This window comes from Porphyromonas levii, assembly GCF_018206105.1.
Taxonomy (GTDB): Bacteria; Bacteroidota; Bacteroidia; order Bacteroidales; family Porphyromonadaceae; genus Porphyromonas_A; species Porphyromonas_A levii.
The window spans coordinates 41,771-64,056 of sequence record NZ_JADRGN010000007.1 but is presented as its reverse complement, the minus strand read 5'-3'; the positions used below and the strand labels follow the sequence as shown (position 1 = coordinate 64,056).

18 protein-coding genes are annotated in these 22,286 nt (G+C 46.1%); 16 read left to right on the top strand and 2 right to left on the bottom strand.

Going from position 1 to position 22,286, the window contains the following annotated elements:
• From IX315_RS02795 to IX315_RS02760, 8 genes are all read left to right on the top strand, one after another.
• Window positions 1–1,347, top strand: coding sequence for a dihydroorotase (locus IX315_RS02795; RefSeq protein ID WP_211830398.1), 1,347 nt, complete (start codon window positions 1–3; stop codon window positions 1,345–1,347).
• Between the two features lie 80 nt (window positions 1,348–1,427).
• Window positions 1,428–3,596, top strand: a complete 2,169-nt coding sequence (locus IX315_RS02790; protein ID WP_244973066.1) for a putative porin — start codon at window positions 1,428–1,430, stop codon at window positions 3,594–3,596.
• A gap of 11 nt (window positions 3,597–3,607) precedes the next feature.
• A complete protein-coding gene (locus IX315_RS02785; protein ID WP_211639568.1) occupies window positions 3,608–4,411 on the top strand; it encodes a type 2 periplasmic-binding domain-containing protein in 804 nt (267 codons plus the stop codon).
• A gap of 88 nt (window positions 4,412–4,499) precedes the next feature.
• Window positions 4,500–5,786 (top strand): DEAD/DEAH box helicase, encoded by a 1,287-nt coding sequence (locus tag IX315_RS02780; RefSeq protein WP_244973069.1) that lies wholly within the window; start codon window positions 4,500–4,502, stop codon window positions 5,784–5,786.
• Window positions 5,761–6,786 (top strand): DHH family phosphoesterase, encoded by a 1,026-nt coding sequence (locus tag IX315_RS02775; RefSeq protein WP_211635715.1) that lies wholly within the window; start codon window positions 5,761–5,763, stop codon window positions 6,784–6,786. The genes IX315_RS02780 and IX315_RS02775 overlap by 26 nt, the downstream gene beginning before the upstream one ends.
• Window positions 6,779–7,843: a bifunctional 3-deoxy-7-phosphoheptulonate synthase/chorismate mutase type II gene (locus tag IX315_RS02770; RefSeq protein WP_211835343.1), complete on the top strand. Its 1,065-nt coding sequence runs from the start codon at window positions 6,779–6,781 to the stop codon at window positions 7,841–7,843. Before IX315_RS02775 ends, IX315_RS02770 begins: the two co-directional genes overlap by 8 nt.
• The gene (locus IX315_RS02765) at window positions 7,843–8,223 is read left to right on the top strand and encodes a dihydroneopterin aldolase (RefSeq protein ID WP_134849076.1); all 381 of its coding nucleotides are present in this window, start codon (window positions 7,843–7,845) and stop codon (window positions 8,221–8,223) included. Before IX315_RS02770 ends, IX315_RS02765 begins: the two co-directional genes overlap by 1 nt.
• Complete coding sequence (locus tag IX315_RS02760; RefSeq protein ID WP_211837133.1) at window positions 8,210–8,716, top strand: 3'-5' exonuclease; 507 nt, start codon at window positions 8,210–8,212, stop codon at window positions 8,714–8,716. Before IX315_RS02765 ends, IX315_RS02760 begins: the two co-directional genes overlap by 14 nt.
• A 59-nt stretch (window positions 8,717–8,775) precedes the next feature.
• On the opposite strand, the gene IX315_RS02755 is transcribed toward IX315_RS02760, so the two are convergent.
• Entirely contained in the window at window positions 8,776–9,870 is a 1,095-nt protein-coding gene (locus IX315_RS02755; RefSeq protein WP_211837132.1) for a tetratricopeptide repeat protein, read from the bottom strand.
• A 432-nt stretch (window positions 9,871–10,302) separates the two neighbouring features.
• On the opposite strand from IX315_RS02755, the gene IX315_RS02750 reads away from it, so the two are divergent.
• The 8 genes from IX315_RS02750 (at window position 10,303) to IX315_RS02715 (ending at window position 20,739) form a co-directional block, all read left to right on the top strand.
• A complete protein-coding gene (locus tag IX315_RS02750; RefSeq protein WP_211635709.1) occupies window positions 10,303–13,506 on the top strand; it encodes a TonB-dependent receptor in 3,204 nt (1,067 codons plus the stop codon).
• Between the two features lie 149 nt (window positions 13,507–13,655).
• Window positions 13,656–14,786, top strand: a complete 1,131-nt coding sequence (gene dnaN, locus IX315_RS02745) for a DNA polymerase III subunit beta (RefSeq protein WP_018359283.1) — start codon at window positions 13,656–13,658, stop codon at window positions 14,784–14,786.
• A 5-nt stretch (window positions 14,787–14,791) separates the two neighbouring features.
• Window positions 14,792–15,559, top strand: coding sequence for a 3'-5' exonuclease (locus IX315_RS02740; protein WP_211638074.1), 768 nt, complete (start codon window positions 14,792–14,794; stop codon window positions 15,557–15,559).
• A complete protein-coding gene (gene coaBC / locus IX315_RS02735) occupies window positions 15,556–16,770 on the top strand; it encodes a bifunctional phosphopantothenoylcysteine decarboxylase/phosphopantothenate--cysteine ligase CoaBC (RefSeq protein ID WP_211837131.1) in 1,215 nt (404 codons plus the stop codon). Before IX315_RS02740 ends, coaBC begins: the two co-directional genes overlap by 4 nt.
• Entirely contained in the window at window positions 16,771–17,664 is an 894-nt protein-coding gene (locus IX315_RS02730; protein WP_134849072.1) for a type IX secretion component PorD family protein, read from the top strand.
• On the top strand, window positions 17,661–19,325 hold the full coding sequence (gene recN, locus IX315_RS02725) for a DNA repair protein RecN (RefSeq protein WP_211833409.1): 1,665 nt from the start codon (window positions 17,661–17,663) through the stop codon (window positions 19,323–19,325). The genes IX315_RS02730 and recN overlap by 4 nt, the downstream gene beginning before the upstream one ends.
• A 288-nt stretch (window positions 19,326–19,613) precedes the next feature.
• Complete coding sequence (rlmB, locus tag IX315_RS02720; protein WP_026215788.1) at window positions 19,614–20,333, top strand: 23S rRNA (guanosine(2251)-2'-O)-methyltransferase RlmB; 720 nt, start codon at window positions 19,614–19,616, stop codon at window positions 20,331–20,333.
• Window positions 20,334–20,361: 28 nt separating this feature from the next.
• The gene (locus IX315_RS02715) at window positions 20,362–20,739 is read left to right on the top strand and encodes a RidA family protein (RefSeq protein WP_018359277.1); all 378 of its coding nucleotides are present in this window, start codon (window positions 20,362–20,364) and stop codon (window positions 20,737–20,739) included.
• A gap of 182 nt (window positions 20,740–20,921) precedes the next feature.
• Here the strand turns inward: IX315_RS02715 and IX315_RS02710 are convergent, their stop codons facing one another.
• A complete protein-coding gene (locus IX315_RS02710) occupies window positions 20,922–22,181 on the bottom strand; it encodes an ATP-binding protein (protein WP_211635208.1) in 1,260 nt (419 codons plus the stop codon).
• Between the last annotated feature and the right edge of the window lie 105 nt (window positions 22,182–22,286).

The window sequence follows — 22,286 nt, the reverse complement described above, 5'->3', positions numbered from 1 at the left end:
ATGGATACTTTAATCAAAGGAGCAACAATAGTCAACGAGGGTGCACGCCTGGAGGGAGCCTCGCTATTGATAAGGGGCGAGAGGATTGCGAAAATATATCGGAAGAGTGAGGCACTTCCAGATGCCGATAGGGTGATAGATGCGGAGGGTTTACTATGTTTGCCAGGGGTGATTGATGATCAGGTGCATTTTCGTGAGCCTGGTCTCACGTATAAAGGTGATATATCCACGGAGAGCAGAGCGGCTGTATTGGGTGGCGTGACCAGTTATATGGAGATGCCCAACTGTAATCCGCAAACCACCACGCTTGAGGCTTGGAAGGATAAGATGGAGCGAGGGCGCGACCATTCGTATGCTAATTATGCATTCTACTTTGGCGCTACCAATGACAATAGCGAACTTCTAAATCAGTTGGATTTAAAGTATACGCCTGGTGTCAAGGTCTTTATGGGGGCTTCAACTGGTAATATGCTGGTGGATAGAGAGGAAACACTTAAGAATATCTTTGAACAGTCTCCATTGCTTATTGCCACCCACTGTGAGAGCGAGGAGGTGATACAGCGCAATAAGACAAAAGTCATAGAGAACCATGGAGAGGATGCTGGTGTAGAATGGCACCCCATAATAAGAAGTGCTGAAGCGTGCTATGCAAGTAGCCAGAAGGCTGCTCAACTCGCAACTGAGAGTGGAGCCAAATTACATATCCTCCACTTAAGCACAGCTGATGAAATCTCATTGTTAGATGCTTCGGAGCTTATCACAGGGGAGGTATGTGTGCACCACTTATGGTTTACTGATGAAGACTATGCACGTCTTGGAACCCGTATCAAATGGAACCCCGCTGTAAAGGGGGTGGAGCATAGGGAGGCTCTTAGAGCTGCCGTCAGGGATGGGCGCCTCAATATCGTGGCTACAGATCATGCCCCACACTTACTGAGTGAGAAAGAGGGTGGAGCGTTAAAAGCAGCCTCGGGTGGACCATTGGTGCAACACTCTCTATTGATGATGCTTGAGCTGGTAAGGGAGGGGGTATTCACACTAGAGCGAGTGGTAGCGTGTATGTGCCACAATCCTGCTACATTATTTGAGGTAGAAGAACGTGGCTTTATACGAGAAGGTTACTATGCTGATATTGTTTTAGTAAACCCTAGTAGCACTTGGGCTATTAGTAAAGAGAATATTGCTAGTAAATGTGGCTGGAGTCCACTAGAGGGCGTGACCTTCAGGGATAAGGTGGAGTATACTTTCGTGAATGGCTATGAGGTGGTAAAAGCTGGAGAAGTAGTAGAGGATACAATGGGTATATCAGCTCGTCCACTAACTTTCGATCACAAGAACTGGAGATGATGAGAGGTGCCTTTTGGTTTAGAGTATTGGTGCTGATAGCGTTGTCTGTGTTTGGCATTGATGCTTTGGCCCAGATTGATATGGAACGTCAGCTCAGAGAGCGTGCTGAGCATCATGATACGTATGATGATTCGGATAGAGATAGGCATGGTAAGTTTAACACTTTCTATTTGAGTCCTCGCACGGGTGATATCAATAATGCATGGGCTGATACTTTGATGCTCAATTACTATCATAGGGCATTTGTGGAGGGACTAAATGTGGCAGAGGCTTATACTGGCACTCAGGCATCGCCCTATCAGTCGAAGATATATTTCGATCGACCGCTCAATCGATGGGGTGCATTTTATTTTACCAATCCTTACAATCATTTGATACGTCGTGGCAAGCGGATGCAGTGGTATGACACCAAGGTGCCTTATACTTTCCTGAAGTATCTTACGGTTGGGGCTGGAGAGAATAAGGAGCAAAACTTTACGTTTGACTTTAGTACCAACCTAGGCAAGCGGTGGAGTCTTGGAGGAGATGTGGATATTGATTACGCCAATGGCTATTACGCATCTACTAATAGTAATAACATTACTTATCGGGTGTTTTCCTACTATCGAGGTAATCGTTACCAAGCGTATGCCTCTATCGGCAATACCAATACGGTTAACCAAGAGAGTGGGGGTGTGACGGATATGAAGTATATCACCAATCCGGATGAGTTCAATGAAGGACGTAGAACACTCCAGCCTAAGGATATCCCCACTAAGTATAAGTCGACCTGGAATAGGGTAATCTATGGAGTTGGTAGGCTGTACCACAAGTATAGTCTTGGTTTCTACCGAGAACTGGATAGTGAGGGCAATATTATTCAACCCAAGCCAAAGCCTGAGTCTCAACCTCAACCAGAGCTAGAGGCTCCAAAGGACTCCATAGCACCGATATTGCCAGAGCTAGAGGCTCCTTCTGATACAATCCCAGCAATGGAACCTACTAGCGTGCCAAGTATTCGGAAGCGTACAGGTAAGTCTTCAGCGCAGGCAGATGCTCCGAAGGAAGGTGAGGAGGAAGAGGAGCAGCAGGATAATAGGATATTCATCCCAGTTACAAGTTTCTTCCACGACTTCCAGCTAGAGCAAGGGTCTAGAAGATGGCTCTCACTTGATCCTGCTTTTGAGAAGGAGTATCCGAAGCCTATTATCCCGAAGCCTACAGGAGGGCGCTACTTCCCCAATGACTATTTCCATGTACTGAAGATTAGCAATACTCTGGGAGTAGAACTAATGGAAGGTTTCCATAAATGGGCGAAGATGGGTATTGCTGCCTTTGTATCGTATGATATTGTGCGCTATACTCAACCATTGATGGATGAGGAGGACGCACTGAGACTCAAAGTAGATAAGATTGAGACGCTAAAAGCAACCGAGAACACAGTGTACGTGGGAGGACGTATAGGGAGTAAATCATTTAAGTACTTCGACTATTATGTTTGGGGACAATTGGGTGTTGCAGGAGCTCAAGCAGGTGAGATTGAGGTGAAGGGTGAGCTTAATACCCGTATCCCATTAATGAAAAAGGAGGTAGGACTATCGGCTACGGTCGATTTGCTCAATACTCGACCATCCTACTTCCTTCGGCATTATAAAGCGAGCCTGCACGAGTGGAATCAAGATCTTGCTATGATTCAAATGCTAAGGATTGGAGGAGTATTGGATATCCCTTTTACGAAGACGCGAGTGCATGTGGGCGTGGAGACCCTTCAAAATCCAATGTTCGCAAACAAGAAGGGTGAGCCTATTCAGGAGCGTACTAATACTAGGGTACTGGCGGTGGGTTTGGATCAGAAGCTTAGCTGGAGATTTATCAACTGGGAGAATAGCATCGTATGGCAGAAGAGCAGCAATCAGTCCATCACACCATTGCCAGAGCTATCGGTGTACTCCAACTTGTACGTGCGCTTCTTGATTGCTAAGGTGATGACCCTACAGTTGGGCGCTGATGCTAAGTGGCACACTGCCTATCATGCACCTTACTACGAACCGAGTACGCAGCTATTCCGCCCTCAGTCTGATGTGATGATAGGCGGTGGCATACCACTTGTGAATGCTTATGCAAATCTACACCTGAAGAGAACTAAGTTCTTCTTTAAGTACTATAATATCGGGGCTCTTATCGCCAAGCCTAATAACTTTTCGATGCCTATGTACCCGACATATCCGCCTGTGCTTAGAATGGGTGTAGCGATAGACTTACGCAATTGATAGGGCAGAATATGGGACTTCAAGAGAGAACAAAGAGAAGGCTAATTGCCAATGCTTTTGCTATCCTAGCAGTAGCGCTAATGATGTGGCTCTTTACAAGCAAGAGAGGAGGTGAGAAGACAGCTTCTACAGAGAGTATATCTGTACTAAAAGTGGCAGTAGACTTAGCACCTAATGGACTACAGGTAGATAGTCTTGGGGAACTTTCGGGAAGACCGAAGGAGCTACTAGACTTGCTCCTCCCAAATCAAGTGAAGGAACTGGTTCCATTTACCACAAGAGCGGAGGCTCTAGTAGCCCTAATGGCTGGTGAGGTACAGCTCTATGCGACATCTATGCCGTATTCCTCTGTAGAGGATATGGATGGGATCACAGCCACTGAGTGGCTCTATACTTCTCGGTTTTCGCTCCTTTTTCATGAGGGCGATGCGAATTGGGCAAGTCGTTTTTCAAGCGATAGCACATCAACAGTGGTGGTCTCTGAGGGGGATCAGGCAGCTGTGACTATCTTAGAAAACCTATCGGAGCTTACCTATCCATCCCTAAGGATAGAGGTGCGGGAGGCTTCTCCATTGGAGTTAGGTGCAGAGCTATCCAAGAGGCGTATCACTTATCTAATGTGTGATAGTGCAATTGCAGAATCGATCGTAGCTGTAGATAGTACACTTCAGGTGTCGCATGACGTAGGTTTTGATTTGCATCAAGTTTGGTTAGTCCGTGACTCGGATGATCGTCTTCGGAATATGCTCGATACCGCAATTGTAGCCCATCGGGGGAGCCGTGAGTGGATGAGAATAATAAATAGCAATAAGTGAGATAGAATTGGACATTAAAGATATTCAAGAGTTTGAGGACTTCTATCATTTCGGTCTGGACGACCGAGTGCTAGACGGACTAGATGCGATGGGTTTTAGACAGCCATCGCCCGTACAAGCGGCCGCTATTCCCAGTATTTTGGAGGGAAAGGACGTGATTGCTTGCGCTCAAACGGGCACAGGAAAAACGGCAGCATTTGTGCTGCCTGTACTTAGTGAGCTAGCCTCTGGAGAATACCCCGAGGAGTATGTCAATGCCGTAATTATGGCACCGACAAGAGAGCTAGCACAGCAGATTGATAGGCAAATAGATGCGTTTTCTTACTTCGTGGGTGCAAGTGCGGTACCTATTTATGGTGGTACGGGAGGGATAGAGTGGGAACAACAAAAGCGAGCATTAAAGATGGGAGCAGATATGATTATTGCTACCCCTGGGAGACTCCTTTCGCACATAAACCTGAATACCGTAGACCTGTCTAGGGTCAGTTTCTTTGTATTGGACGAAGCTGATCGAATGCTCGACATGGGCTTCTTCGAGGATATTGTAGAGGTGTACAAGCTCTTACCAAGAGATGTACAGACGATAATGTTTTCTGCCACTATGCCAGATAAGATACGTAAACTGGCTAAGCAGATTACTAAAGATGCTGTAGAGGTCAATATTGCTATCTCTAGACCTCCTGAGTCTATCGACCAGAGCGTTTACTTCTGTGGGGAAGAAGAGAAACTCGCCCTCCTAATGGACATATTCAAGGAGAAGAATCCATCCAAGGCGATTGCCTTTTTTGGTTCAAAAGATCGGGTAAAGCAGGCGCATCGACTCTTGCGCTCCAATGGTTTTGAAGTGGCAGAGATGCACTCCGACCTTGATCAAGAGCGGCGCAACGAAGTAATGCTCAACTTCAAGAATGGGCGCACTCATATAATAGTAGCTACAGACATCATCTCTCGTGGTATTGATGTCGATGATATACAACTGATTGTTAACTATGATGTGCCTAGCGACCCCGAGGATTATGTGCATCGTATTGGACGAACTTCTAGGGGAACCAATCTTGGTGGCTCCGCAATCACCTTGGTAAATAATAAGGACAAGGGACGGTTTATAGATATTGAGAAGTTCCTTGGCTACAATGTACAGCGCAATGAGCTCCCAGAAGGATTTACCGAACTGGCTACTAGTGGAGTGTCTGATGAGAAAAGGTCTACTGGCAAGGGACATCGCCCGCATAGACGTAAAGACAATCGTCCGAATAGGCAGAAGGGAGAGGGTAGAGTAGAAGGCCAACCTGGTCAGAATACTCATAGGAAGAAGAGGTACAACAAGAAGAAAAAGAGCAAAGAGCAAAATGGAAATAACGTACAATCCAACTGATCTCCTACGACTACAGAGCGAATTATCCTCTTCCCGACAAATAGTTCTCCTAGGGCATGTCTCTCCCGATGGTGATGCTGTCGGCTCTACTTTGGCGCTATCTCGTGTCCTTCGTAAGCAAGGGCACTCCACAAATGTACTCTATCCTACGCCATATCCACATAGTTTTGGCTTCCTTGAGGGGGCATCAGAGGTCGTAATTGCCAAGCATAGCCCCGAAGAAGCTAATAGGCTCTTGGAGGAAGCTGAGATGATTTTCCTAATGGACTTCAACGAACCCAAAAGAGTAGAGCAACTAGAGCAACCCCTAATCTCATCCAAAGCCTTCAAGGTGATGATTGACCACCATCTTCATCCTACTGGGATGGTAGATGTATGCTTCTCATATCCTCAGAAAGCAGCAACATGTCTACTCACATACGAACTTATTATGGCTCTGGGATGGGAGACGTATATGGACAAACAGGTCGCCGAATGTATCTATACAGGTATGATGACCGATACCGGAGGCTTTAATTATAACTCGGAAGACCCTTGCCTTTATACCGCCCTCTCCGTTCTTTTGGAGCACGGAATAGAGAAGGATGCTATCACCAGCCTCATCACTCGTAGCTTCTCGGTCGATAAGGTCAGGCTCAATGCCTACCTCCTTGCCAATAACCTCACCTTCTTTCCTAAGTACCATACTGCGATTATCACCATGGGTATGAAGGAGAAGTCTATGTTTGAGTATCAGGTTGGGGATACCGAAGGACTAGTGAATGAGCCCTTAGCGGCTAAGGATATTCACTTCTCCATCTTCCTTCATGAGCAGGCGAAGTATACCAAGATATCGCTACGCTCCAAGGGAAAGTTCCCTGCAAACGAGTTTGCCAGCAAGTTCTTCAATGGTGGCGGGCACCACAATGCGGCTGGTGCGGAGGTATATGCCTCACTTAATAGCGTATATGATATGGTGTTGGAGGCGGTAAAGCTGATGCACCCAGAGGATAATGACTAAGGATAAGTACCATAACTATACTCCAGCGCCACTTTGGGCGGAGGGTGTCCGGAAGGAAGGAGAATCACCTCTTCTGATAGCTGGGCCCTGTAGCGCAGAGACCCGCCAGCAACTCCTCTCCACAGCTCAAGCGTTGCACAGTAATGGCATAAAGGTTCTTCGAGCAGGTGTCTGGAAACCGCGCACCTACCCAGGTGGGTTTGAGGGCGTAGGAGAGGAAGCTCTCTCTTGGCTCATAGAGGCTCGAGAGGAGACAGGCATGCTTGTGGGTACAGAGGTCGGTACTGCTTTTCATGCCGAGAAGGCACTTGCCGCTGGGTTGGACTATCTATGGATAGGCGCACGTACCACAGCTAGCCCCTTTGCCATTCAGGAAATAGCCGAGGTACTTGGTGGGTGTGATGTCCCAGTCTTGATCAAAAACCCGCTCAACCCTTCAGTAGACCTTTGGAAAGGTGCAGTGTATCGTCTGATAGAGTCTGGTGTACGTCGGGTAGGGCTTATCCATAGGGGCTTCGACATCGGTGTGCCCCAAAGCCTCCGCAATACCCCTCTTTGGAGTGTGGCTTCGGATATGAGGCGAGAACTCCCCCATCTTCCCATCTACCTAGATCCAAGTCATATTGCAGGGCGGAGGGATTATCTAGATAAGCTCATCCAAGTGGCCCACCTCCTGAAGTATGATGGCATAATGATCGAAAGTCATCTCAATCCTGATGAGGCGTGGAGCGACAGAAACCAGCAGATAACGCCTGCCAAGCTAGCAGAGACGATGGCGCAACTGCCCGAGGCATCGGAGCGACAGCTTCATTTACTCCGCGATGAGCTGAGTGGGATTGACGAACGACTCCTATTGTTACTCTCCATTCGCCGAAAACTATCGCACGAGATAGGTGCCGTGAAGCGGGTCTACGGCTTCACCCCCTATCAGGAGGAGCAATACCTGAGCAAGCTCAGAGACCTAACCTCTGCTGCCGGGTTGTACGACCTTCCCGAAGGGCTCCTTCGCCACCTCTATGCAATTATTCATGATGATTCAGTCGCACTACAGAAATAATGAAGCTGACACACACCTCTATTAAGCTGGAAAAGCTGCACTTCTATAGCTACCATGGACTACTGGAGCAGGAGAAGAGCGTGGGTAATGACTTTGAAGTCTCTCTGGAGTTCCACTTTCCAGCGCTTGAAGTAATGGTAACAGGAGACCTCGCTGAGGGCATCAATTACGCGCTTATCTATAAGTTTATAGAGCGTGAAATGGCGATTCCTACAGAACTATTGGAAGTGCTTTGCTATCGTATGCTGGAGCACCTCAAGGAAGAATTTCCGCTTATCTCCCAAGCCTCCCTCTCAATCACCAAGCTCGCGCCCCCTATTGAGGGCTTCGATGGCGCGGGTATCTCATTCTCTGCTACTGCAAATTATGAAGCTAACTGACTTTGTCGCTATAGACTTTGAGACTGCCAACCAGCACCGCCATAGTATATGCAGCGTGGGTATTGTAGTAGTCCGCAATGGTAAGATTGTAGAAAAGGTCTGCCGATTGGTGCGCCCTGCACCCAATTTTTATACTCAATGGACCACCGAAATCCATGGTCTCACGGCGGAAGATACCGATACGGCACCACCTTTCCCAGAGGTATGGCAAGAGATTGAGCCCTATATAGGTGGTCTGCCATTGGTTGCCCACAATAAGAGTTTCGATGAGAACTGTCTCAAGTCCGTCTTCGAATACTACGAGATGCCTTATCCAGATTATCCCTTTTATTGCACCCTAGTTACCTCTCGTAGACAATTTCGGGATGATATGCTGCCCTCTCATAGCTTGCCATTCGTAGCACAGCATTGTGGTTTTTGTCTGGAAAATCACCATGATGCCCTTGCCGATGCGGAGGCTTGCGCACATATCGCACTTCATCTCGACTTCTAGATTAAGCACAGAGAAGAGCCCCACTGGTGTAGTTGCGTCAGTGGGGCTCTTCCTTGTGCTTACTTTTTCTGCATGAATCGCTCCTCCTTGATAGAGAGTAGACGGCTCTTAGCATACTTTGCCCATTCGCTACCCTCTATGGTATTCGGGTCGGTCTCTTTGAGTAGTGCATTGAGGTAGCGCTCCTCATTGTCCCAATCGTTGAGTTTTCTGTAGGTGCGCGCTATCATGTAGAGTACTCGCCTATTGCTCGGGTCTATCTCATAGGCACGCTTTAGGTACTTAACCCCCGACTTCCATTGCTGACGCTCCAGATAGATTTGCGCCCTTCGCTCCTCCAATTGCGCCGAAAAGGTAAGTATTTCGGGCGTACGAAAGGTTAGGGAGTCTGCCTCCTCTATCAGGGTCATCGCCTGATCCAACAGTTTAAGTCGAGTCTTTGCTAAAGCTAAATCGGAGAGAATCAGAGGCGTTCCACCCTGACTATACTCCACCGCTTCTGCGAGTACCTTCTCTGCTCTCATCGAAGACCTAAGACTTTTATCCATCAGAAGGAGGCTCCCTAGGTAGTAAAGGGTATTCACATTCTTATCACCAGCATCGTATAGTGTTTGGAATTCGTCCTGCGAAGCGCTGTAATCCTTCATGGCGTATAGCGTATGGGCAAGCTCACGCCGAATAGGCTTTGAACCAGGGTGTACCTTTAGGAAGTCGGTCAATAGCCCCAAGTACTTTTCTGACATGTTATTTGACCGGGCGAGCTGGAGCAGAATCACCAGGTTGCTTTCGTTAAAGGGGTACGCTTTCGCAATCGCTTCCCTATAGTAAATAGCGCTATCGGGTATGAGCAGCGCCTGATAGCTATTTGCGAGTAGGAGGTAGTCTTTGATATTGAACGTGGTATCTGCGTCAACAAGCTCCCTCATCACCCCGATGGATGCAGGGTACTCTCCGATAGCGTAGAGTAGGGTACCTCGCCTTCGGGAAAGGTCGGACGTGCGTTCTTCACACTGATCCAAGAGGTCGAGCGCTTCGTAGAAATAACCAATCTCCTCCAAGTGCTTGGTGATGCTATCCAGTTCGGAAACCGTTTGCGCCTGAGCACTCATGCCCATGAGTGCTAGTACCACTGAGAAAATCATCTTTTTCATCATGAGTCTATTACTATTAGGTGTTGTATTTGGTCTCTCGTATTTTGGGCAAATATAGCATAAATCTTACCTATGGCAGAAATACCCTCGACCTTTTTCGCGGAAACCCTCGACGTTTTCGCCCGAAACCCTCGACGTTTTCGCCCGAAACCCTCGACGTTTTCGCCCGAAACCCTCGACCCTTTTCGCGGAACATCTTTGTTCTCCGAAAATATACCCTCTGTTATGCGTTGGATAACCTCAAATGTCTTGCTTCAGACCTCTCTTTAGTGGGGTCGTAACAGAATTGTATTGTTTTGGTAATCCCAAAGAGTCCTCTAAGTCTTAATGTTTCGTTAAATTTGCGTCGCTATATCGGGTGGGTGGCTACCCCCACGTGAATATATTTTAATTGAGCGGATGTATAATGAGTATATTAACTAACTTTTTTCTTGTATGAAACTACAGAAAATGCTTTTTGCCATGCTGGCGATACTCCTCCTGAGTATCCCATCAATGGCACAGGTAACTACCTCTGGAATTTCAGGTAAGATCGTTGACCAGAACAACGACTTCCTTCCAGGCGTATCGATTACCGTTACCCACACACCATCTGGTACAGTGTATCGTACTATCTCCAATGCGGAGGGGTACTTCCGTATCATTGGTATGCGACCAGGCGGTCCTTATGAATTGGTTGGTCGATTCTTGGGTTATCAAGACACCAAGGTGGAGAATATCAATCTAGCCCTTGGCGAGACCAACTCTGTTGATATCAAGATGAACGAGACCTCGTTCTCGCTAGGAGAGGTTACCGTCCTCGCTGACCGTTCATCAGTCTTCAACTCACAAAGGACAGGAGCTGCCAACAATTTTACCTCCAAAGTAATCGAGTCTACACCTATGATCTCCAGGAGTATCTTTGACGTGGCAAAGCTTACTCCTTCAGCAATCTCTACTGGTAACGGTACTTCTTTTGCTGGTTCGAGCAATAAGTACAATAGTTTCCAGATAGACGGAACGGTCAATAACGATGTGTTTGGTCTCTCTAGCGCTGGTACCAACGGTGACCAAGCAGGTGTAACACCTATCTCACTCGATGCTATTGAAGAGATTCAGGTGGTTATCGCTCCTTTCGATGTAAGACAAGGTGGCTTTACCGGCGGTGGTATCAATGCGATTACTAAGAGCGGTACCAATACTTTCCATGGGACAGCCTATACCTATTATCAGAACCAAAACCTGATTGGTAAGACCCCAGGTAAGGATGTGAAGAACAGAGAGCGCCTAGGGAAGCAGAATAGCCAGACTTTTGGCTTTACCCTAGGAGGCCCTATTGTAAAGAATAAGCTATTTTTCTTCACTAACTTCGAGTACACCGGAGATGATTACCCAACCTCTTATAATATGGGTGATGCCAAGAAGGATGGCAAGAAGTATGTTGCTTCGCCAGGTGTTTCTTTGATTACTAAGGATGAAGCAGACCAAGTTATTAATCACCTCAAGACCCTAGCTAATGGGTACGACGGTGGTGGATACGACGCCAAGAACGTGGATACACGTGGTTACAAAGCCCTAGCGAGGTTCGACTGGAACATAAACGACAACCATAAGATGACCCTTAGATACAACTTCACAAAGGGTCGTAAGCTAAACTTCAGCCGTGGTAAGGACAATTTGAGGCTTGGGGACAATGGTTACTACATGAATAGTACCACACACTCATTGGTTACAGAGCTTCAGTCTAGATTCTCCGAGACCATTAGCAATGAGTTCCGTTTTGGTTTTACCCGTGTTAGGGACTTCCGTGAGATGGTAGGTATTGCTATGCCGACTGTATCAATCGAGCTTGATGGCAATAGAAGGATATCCTTCGGTTCAGAGCCCTACTCATCAGCTAATGAGCTAGACCAAGACATCTTTACTCTTGCTGATAACCTCTCTTTATTCCTCGGCGACCATACCGTGACTATTGGTACCCACAACGAGTTCTTCAAGATGAGGAACCTCTTTATTCGCCAAAACACAGGCGAATATAGGTACAGTAGTATTGCGGACTGGCTCTCTGTGGGAACTCCTCAAGAGGTTGCCCCAAAGCAGTATGACTACTCATTCTCCGACGTGGATGGTAACCGTAGATGGTCTCCAAGGTTCGGTGCTGCACAAGTAGGGTTGTATGCTCAGGATGACTGGAGAGTGTCCGATGACTTCAGACTCACTTATGGTCTTCGTGTAGACGTGCCAATTTTCTTCGATAAGCCAAGTGTCAATGAAGCATTCAATGCTACCAATATTGCTAAAGACTTCCAGGTGGCAACCGATCAGATGCCTGCCTCTATTCCTTTATTCTCACCTAGAGTAGGCTTCCGTTGGAACCTAAATGAGAGCAAAGCGTCACTTCTTCGAGGTGGTGTAGGTGTCTTCACAGGTAGAGTACCATTTGTGTGGATCTCTAATAGCTTCTCCAATACTGGTGTTGAGTACAACAGAACTAGACTTCAGAAGAATGATTTTGCAGGTGCTATCGCCGATGGATTCAAGTTCCAGATGGACCCAGCTAATCAATACAAGCCTTCAAAAGTTTGGAATTCTGAGATCGATGTGCTGGATAAGAAGTTCAAGTTCCCACAAGTACTACGTCTGAACTTGGCTTGGGAACAAAGATTGCCTTACGATATCCGTTTCACACTCGAAGGAATCTACTCCAAAACGCTTAATAACATAATGTTTAAGAATCTCTCTTTCGAGAGGGATGGTCAGCTAGACAACGGCACAGGGGATAAGAGATTCTTGTACACCCAGAGGGCAGAGTCCAAAGCGTACAATGGAATCATCTACCTAACAAATTCTAGCAAGGGGTATAGCTATAATATTACAGCTAAGCTTGAGAAGAATTTCGACTTCGGTCTGTCTACTATGCTCGCCTATACTTATGGAGATGCAAGAGCTATCAATGACGGAACCTCAAGCCAAGCCTATTCAAACTGGCAGTACAATGAGATATATAATGGTGATGATGACCAAACCATCTCGTTTGCCGACTTCAATCGCCCTCATAGCATCATCGCAAATATAGCTTATCGAGTAGAGTATGCTAAGAACTTTGCAACGTCAGTGAGCCTCTTCTACTCAGGTCTCAGTGGGCGTAACTACTCTATGGTCTACAATGGCGATATCAATGGCGACCGCGCAAATGGTAATGACCTAATGTATATTCCTACCGAGCAGGAGCTACAAGGTATGAAGTTTGTAACCAATAGGACGGTCAAGACCGATCCTGAGGAGCAAAGAGCAAACTTCGCTAAGTGGATTGAAAAGGACTACGCTCAGTACAGAGGAACATATATCCCACGTAATGCACTCATGGCTCCTTTCGAGCACGAGTTTGATTTCCATCTGGCACAGGATTTCTACTTCAATGTTATGGGTAGGAGGAATACCCTTCAGGTTAATTTTGATGTCATGAACATTGGTAACCTTATTAACCCAGCATGGGGTATTCAGAACTCTGTTGGATACAACTATAACCCAATGGCAGTTAGTCGTAAGGGAAATGAGGTCTCTTACACATTCAATATGCCATCTAGCGACACTCTTTACTATCTAAGCGATTTCGGCTCACGCTGGAAGGCACAGATAGGAGTGAAGTATATTTTCTAATAAATATATATTCATAATATATGGTAGAGCGGTGGAGAGCTTATGGCTTCTCCACCGCTCTTTTTAGTCCTTTAGTTAGGGAGAGTGCTAAAGATTTGGTAATTTTGAGGACATTATATAGATAATACGAATAATAAATATAGAGACAGATGAAGTTTACAATTCTGAGTGATGTGCTACGTGACCACCTTCAGGTGGTTGGGCGTGTAGTGAATAGCAAGAATACTCTTGCTATCATGGAGTTTGCCCTATTTGAGGTGAGTGGTGATAGCCTTAGCCTAACTGCTACTGATGGTGAGACTCGTATTGTGACCCGATTTCCCCTAAACGCTAAGGAGGGAGAGGATATGAGCTTCTGTGTAAGAGTGCGTCAGCTACTAGAGCCTCTTAAGGAAATACCAAATCAGGTTATAGAGTTTAAGCTTAGTGAGGATAATGAGCTAGAGGCGAAGTACAATAATGGTCATTTCTCTTTCCCTGTAGTGCAAGGTGCAGACTTCCCGTCTGTAGAGTCTCTTGGCGATGATAAGCTAGAGATCCAGATGCCGGTAACCAACTTCTTGGAGGGTCTTGAGAATACTCTTTATGCAACGAGTACAGACGATGTGCGCCCTATTATGACAGGTGTCCACTTAGATATTCGTCCTGAGCATATTACATTTGTAGGTACGAATGGTTTCCTTCTTGCCTACTATCGTCATTCTATGCTAGACTTAGGGGTGACTGAGCCTTACAAGATTACCCTGCAAAGGAAACCTGCGCAGCTTTTGTCTCAGGTATTCCAGAAAAAGGATGACGAGATAGTGGAAATAGAGCTTTATCCCAACTTCGCTCTCTTTAGGACGCCTGGAGTAGAGCTTCAGTGCCGTCTGCTCGAAGGGAAATATCCTAACTACGAGACCGTGATTCCAAAGGAGAATGACAAGACATTGGAGGCAGATAGACTGCAATTGCTAGCAGCCACCCGCCGTGTATCTGTCTTTGCTAATAAAGGAATGGATCTCGTGAGTTTCGACTTCGCTCCTACTCAGTTGACCCTTAAGGCAAGTGATATCGACTTTAGTACAAAAGCTGAAGAGGTCTTGCCTGTTTCTTTTTCCTCCACTGAGGCTAGGTTCTCGTTCCGCTCTGAGCACCTGATTCAGATATTAGGAGTGATGCCCTCCAAAGAGATAGTGATGAAGATAGGCGATGCCTCACGTGCCGCTCTTATCTCTCCTATAGAGAGTGAGGCAGGTGTGGAGATTGTGATAGCAGTGATGCCATTTGTCTACAGCTAATCGGTATGTCTAGATTGGATCTAAAGCGCCCGATAGTCTTTTTTGATTTAGAGACTACTGGCTTGGATGTAGTAAGGGATAGAATTGTGGAGATTGCGCTTCTCAAAGTGAACCCCGATGGGTCGGAAGAGAGTTTCCATACGTTGGTCAATCCAGGGATTCCTATTCCAGCCGAGTCGTCTGCGGTACATGGTATCACCAATGAGATGGTAGCGGATAAGCCTATCTTTGCAGAGATAGGCAAGAGGGTGGCAGCCTTTATCGAGAATTGTGACCTAGGGGGATATAACTGTAATCGTTTCGATGTACCACTATTGGCTGAGGAACTACAGAGGGGAGGTATTCCTGTGGACTTCAGTAGTCGCCGTGTAGTGGATGTCCAAGTTATATTCTATAAAAGAGAACCACGAACACTTACTGCAGCCTATAGGTATTATGCCGATAAGGAGCTAGAAGGTGCTCACTCAGCTGATGCTGACACGCGTGCTACGTATGAGGTGCTCTTAGGTCAGCTAAAGATGTATGACGATCTCCCAAGAGATGTGGAGCACCTTGATGCCTATACCAAACTCAATGATAATGTAGACCTAGGCGGACGTATGGTATATGATACTAAAGGCATACCTTGTTTCAACTTTGGTAAATACAAAGGACTGCCAGTGGAGGAAGTACTTATTCGAGATAAAGGGTATTTCGATTGGATAATGCAAGGAGATTTCCCATTGGATACCAAGATGCATTTACAGAAGATTGCAATAAATAGTAAGCGGTGAAAGGAAAGCATATTATTTTGGGCGTGACTGGGAGCATAGCAGCGTATAAGAGTGCTATACTAGCTCGTCAATTAGTCAAAGCTGGGGCAGAGGTACAGGTCGTAATGACTCCAGCAGCTAAGGAGTTTATTACGCCACTTACATTATCTACCCTTACGGGCTGCCCTGTTCTTTCAGAGTTTTTCAATGAGAGAAATGGGGCATGGAATAGTCATGTGGACTTAGGCGTGTGGGCTGATGCAATGGTTATAGCACCAGCCACAGCTAGCACTTTGGGCAAGATGGCAAATGGAATTGCTGATAACTTGCTCATCACCACCTATCTTTCTTGTCGAGCACCTGTCTTTATTGCACCAGCAATGGATTTAGATATGTTCGCTCACCCATCTACCACTCGGTCTATCCATATGCTACAGGATTGGGGTGTAACGACCATTGAGCCTGGAGTAGGCGAATTGGCTAGCCACTTGGTGGGAAAGGGACGTATGGCGGAGCCCGAAGAGATTGTAAAGGCATTAGAGAACTTTTTTAAGCCGCAGCATGAGCAAACACTCTCTGGTGTACACATGCTGATTACTTCGGGTCCAACCTATGAGAAGATAGATCCAGTGCGCTTCATTGGTAACTATTCTACAGGTAAGATGGGTAAGGCTTTAGCGGAAGCCGCAGCCGAAAGAGGTGCGATAGTACGCTTTATCACTGGACCAGTCTCTACCCTTCCAGAGTCCGCTAATGTCCGTATCACAAAGGTGGAGAGCGCACAAGAAATGTATGATGCCTGTGTCGCTGCCACTGAGGAATATGAAGTTGCTATTTTTTGCGCTGCTGTGGCCGACTACCGTGTAGCTACAAAGGAACAGCAAAAGATAAAAAGGGAGACACGAGGGGCTATGTCTCTAGATTTAGTTCCCAATCCTGATATCTCTGCTGCTATGGGGGAACGCAAACAAGAAGGTCAGTGGCATATTGGCTTCGCTCTTGAGACAGAGGTGCACGAGGAGGCAATCCGTGATAAGATGGAGCGAAAGAAGCTGGATATGATTGTCGTCAATTCGCTTCAAGATAAGGGGGCCGGTTTTGGCGTAGATACTAATAAGGTAACGCTCTACGACGATGATGGCTGGCACTCTCAGGAGCTTTCTTTGATGAGCAAACGAGAAGTAGCTGAAGCTATACTAGATCGTTTGGAGCAGTTGCAGGCTGAGGAGTAAATGAAAGGCAGACGACTCATCTTTGCAATACTATTTTGTATTGTAGTCGTTATGGCACAGGGGCAGACATTCTTCGCTCCAGAGGTGATCGTCAATGCGTATGGTCTACCAGAGAATACTCAGAAAGACCTGAACCACCTACAGGAACAACTCCAGACAATGCTGGTCAATTATGCCCCAGATATCTCTGTGGAGTATACTCCCAAGCAGCCGATTCGTCTTACCATGGTGCTGTTTGTAGAACAAGCCATAGGATATCAGTATCAGGGTAGTATAGAAATGGCCTTTTATCGGCCACGCTTTGGAAGAGATAGAGAGTCGTTACTGTTATTGCTTCAAGAGCAGGAAATCAACTTTAGGTTCCAACCACGGCAGAGTCCTGCTTTTATTGGAAGAGATATTCCCGAGGAGCAGATCAGTCGCATGATTTACTACTTTGCTACCCTTGGAGCTATGTACTACTACGATAGCTTTTCACTCTATGGAGGGGCGCCCTTCCTGAGTTATTTACAGGAGCACCGCAGTATATTTGAGACATCGTGGCAAGGAGAGCTCAGTTTGTTGGGACAAAAACAATCAAAGTATGCACCATCAAGGCACCTCGAAGAGCTTCGTTCCGACTGGGGAGACCGTTTCAGGGAGTTGTGGTACCTGTACCATAGAGAGGCATTGGATAGCGAAGTCACTACAGGTTACGGTGAGGTAACCAAGGTCGTGTTGCAAGGGGTGAAGCAACTGAGAGAATACAATAGTTCGCTATCCTTCTTTACCCTTTTCTCTGATGCCAAAGCACTTGAGCTTAGTCAATATCTCCAAGCGGAGCAGACCCCTACTGCTACAGAGATACGTAGGCTTTCAGAAGATCTATTTCCATCGATAAGTTTTAGCAGATGATTACTCGGTTATACATAAAGGACTTTATTCTAATCAAGGAGCTTGAGCTATCCCTTCAAGATGGTTTCACTACCATCACTGGAGAGACTGGCGCGGGTAAGTCTATTCTAGTAGGAGCTATTGGGCTGATATTGGGCAATAGAGCAGATATAAAATCTATACGAGAGGGAGCGAATAAAGCCATCATTGAGGCGGATTGTGATCTTACGGGAGTTGTGGGATTGCAACACATATTTGCTGATAACGATCTCGACTTTGAGGAGCGGTGTATACTTCGTCGTGAGCTAACCAGCAATGGCAAAAGTCGTGCATTCATTAATGATACCCCAGTAACGACTGCGGTGATGAAAGCCGTTGGAGAACATCTCGTAGATATCCATTCCCAGCACCACAATATGCTGATAGGTGATGTAGACTATCAAATAAATGTACTAGATACACTTGCCAATAACCACTCTCTATTGGAGGAGTATACTGCTGCTTTCGCTGCATTCTCTGAGTCCAAACAGGCACTTTTGGCAGAGCAAAAGAGGATAGAGCAACAATCCAAGGAGCAAGAGTTTATAGCATTCCAGCTAGAGCAGCTAGATAATGCGAACCTCAAAGCTGGAGAACTGGATCAGCTAGAGGAGAGGCAGGCGATGGCTCAGCATAGCACAGAGATAGCAGAAGCGTTACATTTCGTCTCTTCGTTTGCCGAAGGTGATGAGGAGCGACAGGGGGTGGTAGAGCAGGTGCATGGTGCTACGAAGCTTATCGGTAGGGTTGCTCAGCACTACACGCAAGTTGGAGAGTTACACCGACGACTAGAATCACTAGAGGTAGAGTTGCGAGATATCACCAGAGAGGCAGATAACCTACTCGATAATATTGAGGTAGACCCCCAGGAATTGGAGCAGATAGAACAGCGTCTCGATCTGCTTCAGGGCTTGCTCTTTAAGTTTAAGCTTACAGAGCACGATGATCTTATAACGCTGAGAGATCAATATACTCGGGCGCTAGAGGAAATCACTAATTCAGACGAGCGTCTCTTGCAGTTAGAGCATGAGGTTCAGCAAAAGCTAGACACGGCAACACGTCTCGCTGAACAACTGTCTATTGCTCGAGAAAAAGCAGCTGATAGGTTACTCCCTCCGTTGCACAAGCTGATGTCTGAGCTAGGTATTGCTGGAGCTACTTTCAAAGCAGATTTACAGCGGTTACCGCAGTTGGGAGCGAATGGCTTCGATGGGGTACAATTCCTTTTCGCTACCAATAAGCAGACTACCTTACAGCCTATTCGGGAAATTGCTTCTGGTGGAGAGATTTCACGATTTATGCTTGCTCTCAAGACTATTTTGGCAGAGCATACGGTATTGCCTACGGTGATATTCGACGAGATTGATACTGGTGTTAGCGGAGAGGTAGCAGAGAAGCTAGGAAGGGTAATGGCACGATTGGGAGAGCATATTCAGGTGCTATCCATTACACATCTACCACAGATAGCAGCTTTGGCAAAGCATCAGTTGGTAGTGGCAAAGAAGGAAGATAAAGATACATACTTCACCACGATACATGAGGTGGAGGGCGAAGAGCGAGTTCGACAATTGGCTACAATGCTCACAGGGGCGGAGATGACTGATGCAGCGCTTGCTAATGCAAGAGAATTACTAAGTAAGTAAATAAGAATGGAGAGAGATGATAACTACCGTAGAGGCGGTGATGGAGAGCGCAATAGTCGTTCAAGGCAGGGTGGCGAGAGACGTGAAGGCTCGAGAAGATTTGACGATAGACCTCGTGGTCCAAAAAGAGACTTTGGCGATAGACCCAGTGGTTCGAAAAGAGACTTTGGTGATAGACCTCGTGCCCCAAGGCAATTTAGGGAAGAACAAGGAGCTCCAAGGCAGACACAGTATAGGCAAAGGCAAACGAAGCCAATGTACAACCAACCAAGTGAGCAGAGAGATCAGATGATCTTTGGTATACACGCTATTCGTGAGGCTCTTAAAGCAGGTGATCCGATTGACTTCATCTACGTGAAGCGCGAGACCAATAGTGATACCATGAAGGAGCTACTAGATGCTATAGGGGAGCGCAGAGTACCAGTCCGCCGAGTGCCAGTAGAAAAGCTTGATCGCCTTACCAACCGCAACCATCAGGGCATTATTGCGGTGAAGGCAGCTGCACACTACTTTACCCTAGAGGATGTCATCCCTACGCTGTTCGAAGCAGGTCGAGACCCGTTCATTGTTGTGCTGGATGGTATTACCGATGTGCGTAACTTCGGAGCCATTGCTCGTACTTGCGAGTGTGCAGGTGTTGATGCCATTGTTATATTTGAGCAAAACTCCGTTTCAGTTACTTCCGATGCCGTCAAAACCTCTGCAGGAGCGTTATCTCGTATTGCTGTATGTCGGGAAAAGTCAGTAGAGTCCGTTATAGACTTCCTCAAGGAGTCTGGGATAAAAGTTATCGGTGCATCCGAAAAGGCTACAGGTCAGATGTATGATGTGCAGATGAAAGGTGCACTCGCATTAGTCATGGGAGCCGAGGATACAGGTCTATCGGAGTACTCGCTCAGTAATTGTGACGATCTTGTACGTATCCCACTATTTGGCGAGATTGGTTCACTCAATGTATCGGTTGCTACAGGTATCCTTCTTTATGAAGCCGTAAGACAGAAAAAGTAGTTTATATACACAATAAATATTTACAACGATGAAAGAGATTATCAGTACACCCAATGGCCCTGCAGCAGTAGGTCCATATTCACAGGCAGTTGCAGCCAATGGTTTGGTATTTGTATCAGGACAGCTTGGACTAGATCCTAAGACTGGCAACTTTGCCAGCGAGGATGTCGTAGGTCAGGCGCACCAAGTGTTTAAGAATGTCATGGCTATCCTCGAGACAAAAGGTCTGACATTGGATAATGTGGTAAAAACCACACTATTCCTAACAGATATCGCAGACTTCGCCAAGGTAAACGAAGTATATTCAGAGTACTTCAAGGCTCCATATCCAGCACGTAGCGCATTCCAGATTTGTGCACTACCAAAAGGTGGTTTAGTAGAGCTTGAGGTAATTGCTGCTGAGTAAGCCAGCAATTCTGTGCTTGTATAGGCAGCAATCTTCCTAATATGAAGGGGCGTACACTTTTGTACGCCCCTTTTCTACATATAGTAAAAACAAGAACCCCTTGTCGGTTTGAACATAGGGAATAGGCACAGGCCAAGTGAAGTGATGAGCTGTGTGTTAGGGATGATTCCCCACTTTATACGTTACAGAATACTGTCGAGTTCCCAAGCCGAAATATGGTCGATGCCTTCGTTTGTTGGAAGCTTGAAGTCATCCAAACTGACCACGTACTTCTTGAAATTATCTTCTATCGACAAAAGAGACCGGTACTCTCGCTCTATTGTTTCTTTCTCAGTTAATTGTAAGGAGACTTGGAAGTACAACCTCTTGCCCCCTTTGATAGCAACAAAGTCGACCTCCGTATCTCTATTAGTCCCCACATAGACTTGATATCCTGCCCTCCTAAGACTTAAATAGACGGCATTCTCCAATAAGTACCCCATCCCATAGCCAAATCCTGAATAGAGATAATTGTGGTAGCACAAGTCATTTAGGTAGTACTTGTTGTTGGCTGAAATAGTCTCTTTACCCTTGATGTTATATCTTTCTACCTTATGTACTAGGAAGGTACTCTCGAGGTGGGAGATATAATTGGAGAGTGTCTCGTAGTTGGTTTTCCTGTTTCGTGACTTAAAGAAGTTGACGATGTTGGCAATGGAGATAATATTGGATGCGTTATTGACCAGATACACAAAGAGGTCATCCAAGAGCTTTACATCCTTTACTTTATACCTTGCCACAATGTCACGAAGCATAACCGTATCTTTTACTGAAGAGACATAGTTCTGCTTCATCTCTTCATTGGGCAGATTAAATAGCTCGGGAAGTGCACCAGTTTGAAGGAAGTCGATGTAACTCTCTTTGTTAGGCTCTTTCTGGCTAATGCCACAGAACTCTGAAAAACTAAAAGGGAGTATTTCAAACGCTACATATCTTCCTGAAAGCAGAGTCGCAAGTTCGCCGGATAGCAGACTAGAGTTGGAGCCACTGATAAATAGCTCGCAAGGCTCAGTAAAGTCTTGAGAGTGTGAATTGACAAACCGCTCCCACTCTTCAATTCCCTGTATTTCATCGATGAAGAGGAATACTTTCCCTTGCGGATTGAGTTCCTTCTTATACAACTGAAAGAGACTCTCAAGATCTTGATAGTCATGAATGTCTGCAAACTCAAGGTATTCCTTATTGATATAAAGGATATTATTGGGGGAGGCGCCGTTGGCAATTAGTTGTGCCGCTATTTGCCTTAGGATGTAGCTCTTCCCCGCACGTCGCTGACCTACCAATACTTTGATCAGTTTGTTATCAATGTATTGACTAATCTTTCCTGTGTAGAATGTGCGTGGGTAACCCAAGTTAATAGGGTTCTCATCCCAGAAGTTGTATTTTCGTATTGGTGTAACCATATCAGGTGTACTTGAAATTATTTTGCAAATATAGATAATTTCAAGTACACTTGAAAATTCTATCATTGTAACAATAATTTCAAGTATGCTTAAAATTCGCTCTGT

Bases quoted from the DNA above. Each gene is read 5' to 3' on its own strand.
- IX315_RS02795 (WP_211830398.1), top strand. From the start codon at position 1: ATGGATACTTTAATCAAAGGAGCAACAATAGTCAACGAGGGTGCACGC.
- IX315_RS02790 (WP_244973066.1), top strand. From the start codon at position 1,428: ATGGAACGTCAGCTCAGAGAGCGTGCTGAGCATCATGATACGTATGAT.
- IX315_RS02785 (WP_211639568.1), top strand. From the start codon at position 3,608: ATGGGACTTCAAGAGAGAACAAAGAGAAGGCTAATTGCCAATGCTTTT.
- IX315_RS02780 (WP_244973069.1), top strand. From the start codon at position 4,500: ATGGGTTTTAGACAGCCATCGCCCGTACAAGCGGCCGCTATTCCCAGT.
- IX315_RS02775 (WP_211635715.1), top strand. From the start codon at position 5,761: ATGGAAATAACGTACAATCCAACTGATCTCCTACGACTACAGAGCGAA.
- IX315_RS02770 (WP_211835343.1), top strand. From the start codon at position 6,779: ATGACTAAGGATAAGTACCATAACTATACTCCAGCGCCACTTTGGGCG.
- IX315_RS02765 (WP_134849076.1), top strand. From the start codon at position 7,843: ATGAAGCTGACACACACCTCTATTAAGCTGGAAAAGCTGCACTTCTAT.
- IX315_RS02760 (WP_211837133.1), top strand. From the start codon at position 8,210: ATGAAGCTAACTGACTTTGTCGCTATAGACTTTGAGACTGCCAACCAG.
- IX315_RS02755 (WP_211837132.1), bottom strand. From the start codon at position 9,870: ATGATGAAAAAGATGATTTTCTCAGTGGTACTAGCACTCATGGGCATG.
- IX315_RS02750 (WP_211635709.1), top strand. From the start codon at position 10,303: ATGAAACTACAGAAAATGCTTTTTGCCATGCTGGCGATACTCCTCCTG.
- dnaN (WP_018359283.1), top strand. From the start codon at position 13,656: ATGAAGTTTACAATTCTGAGTGATGTGCTACGTGACCACCTTCAGGTG.
- IX315_RS02740 (WP_211638074.1), top strand. From the start codon at position 14,792: ATGTCTAGATTGGATCTAAAGCGCCCGATAGTCTTTTTTGATTTAGAG.
- IX315_RS02730 (WP_134849072.1), top strand. From the start codon at position 16,771: ATGAAAGGCAGACGACTCATCTTTGCAATACTATTTTGTATTGTAGTC.
- recN (WP_211833409.1), top strand. From the start codon at position 17,661: ATGATTACTCGGTTATACATAAAGGACTTTATTCTAATCAAGGAGCTT.
- rlmB (WP_026215788.1), top strand. From the start codon at position 19,614: ATGATCTTTGGTATACACGCTATTCGTGAGGCTCTTAAAGCAGGTGAT.
- IX315_RS02715 (WP_018359277.1), top strand. From the start codon at position 20,362: ATGAAAGAGATTATCAGTACACCCAATGGCCCTGCAGCAGTAGGTCCA.
- IX315_RS02710 (WP_211635208.1), bottom strand. From the start codon at position 22,181: ATGGTTACACCAATACGAAAATACAACTTCTGGGATGAGAACCCTATT.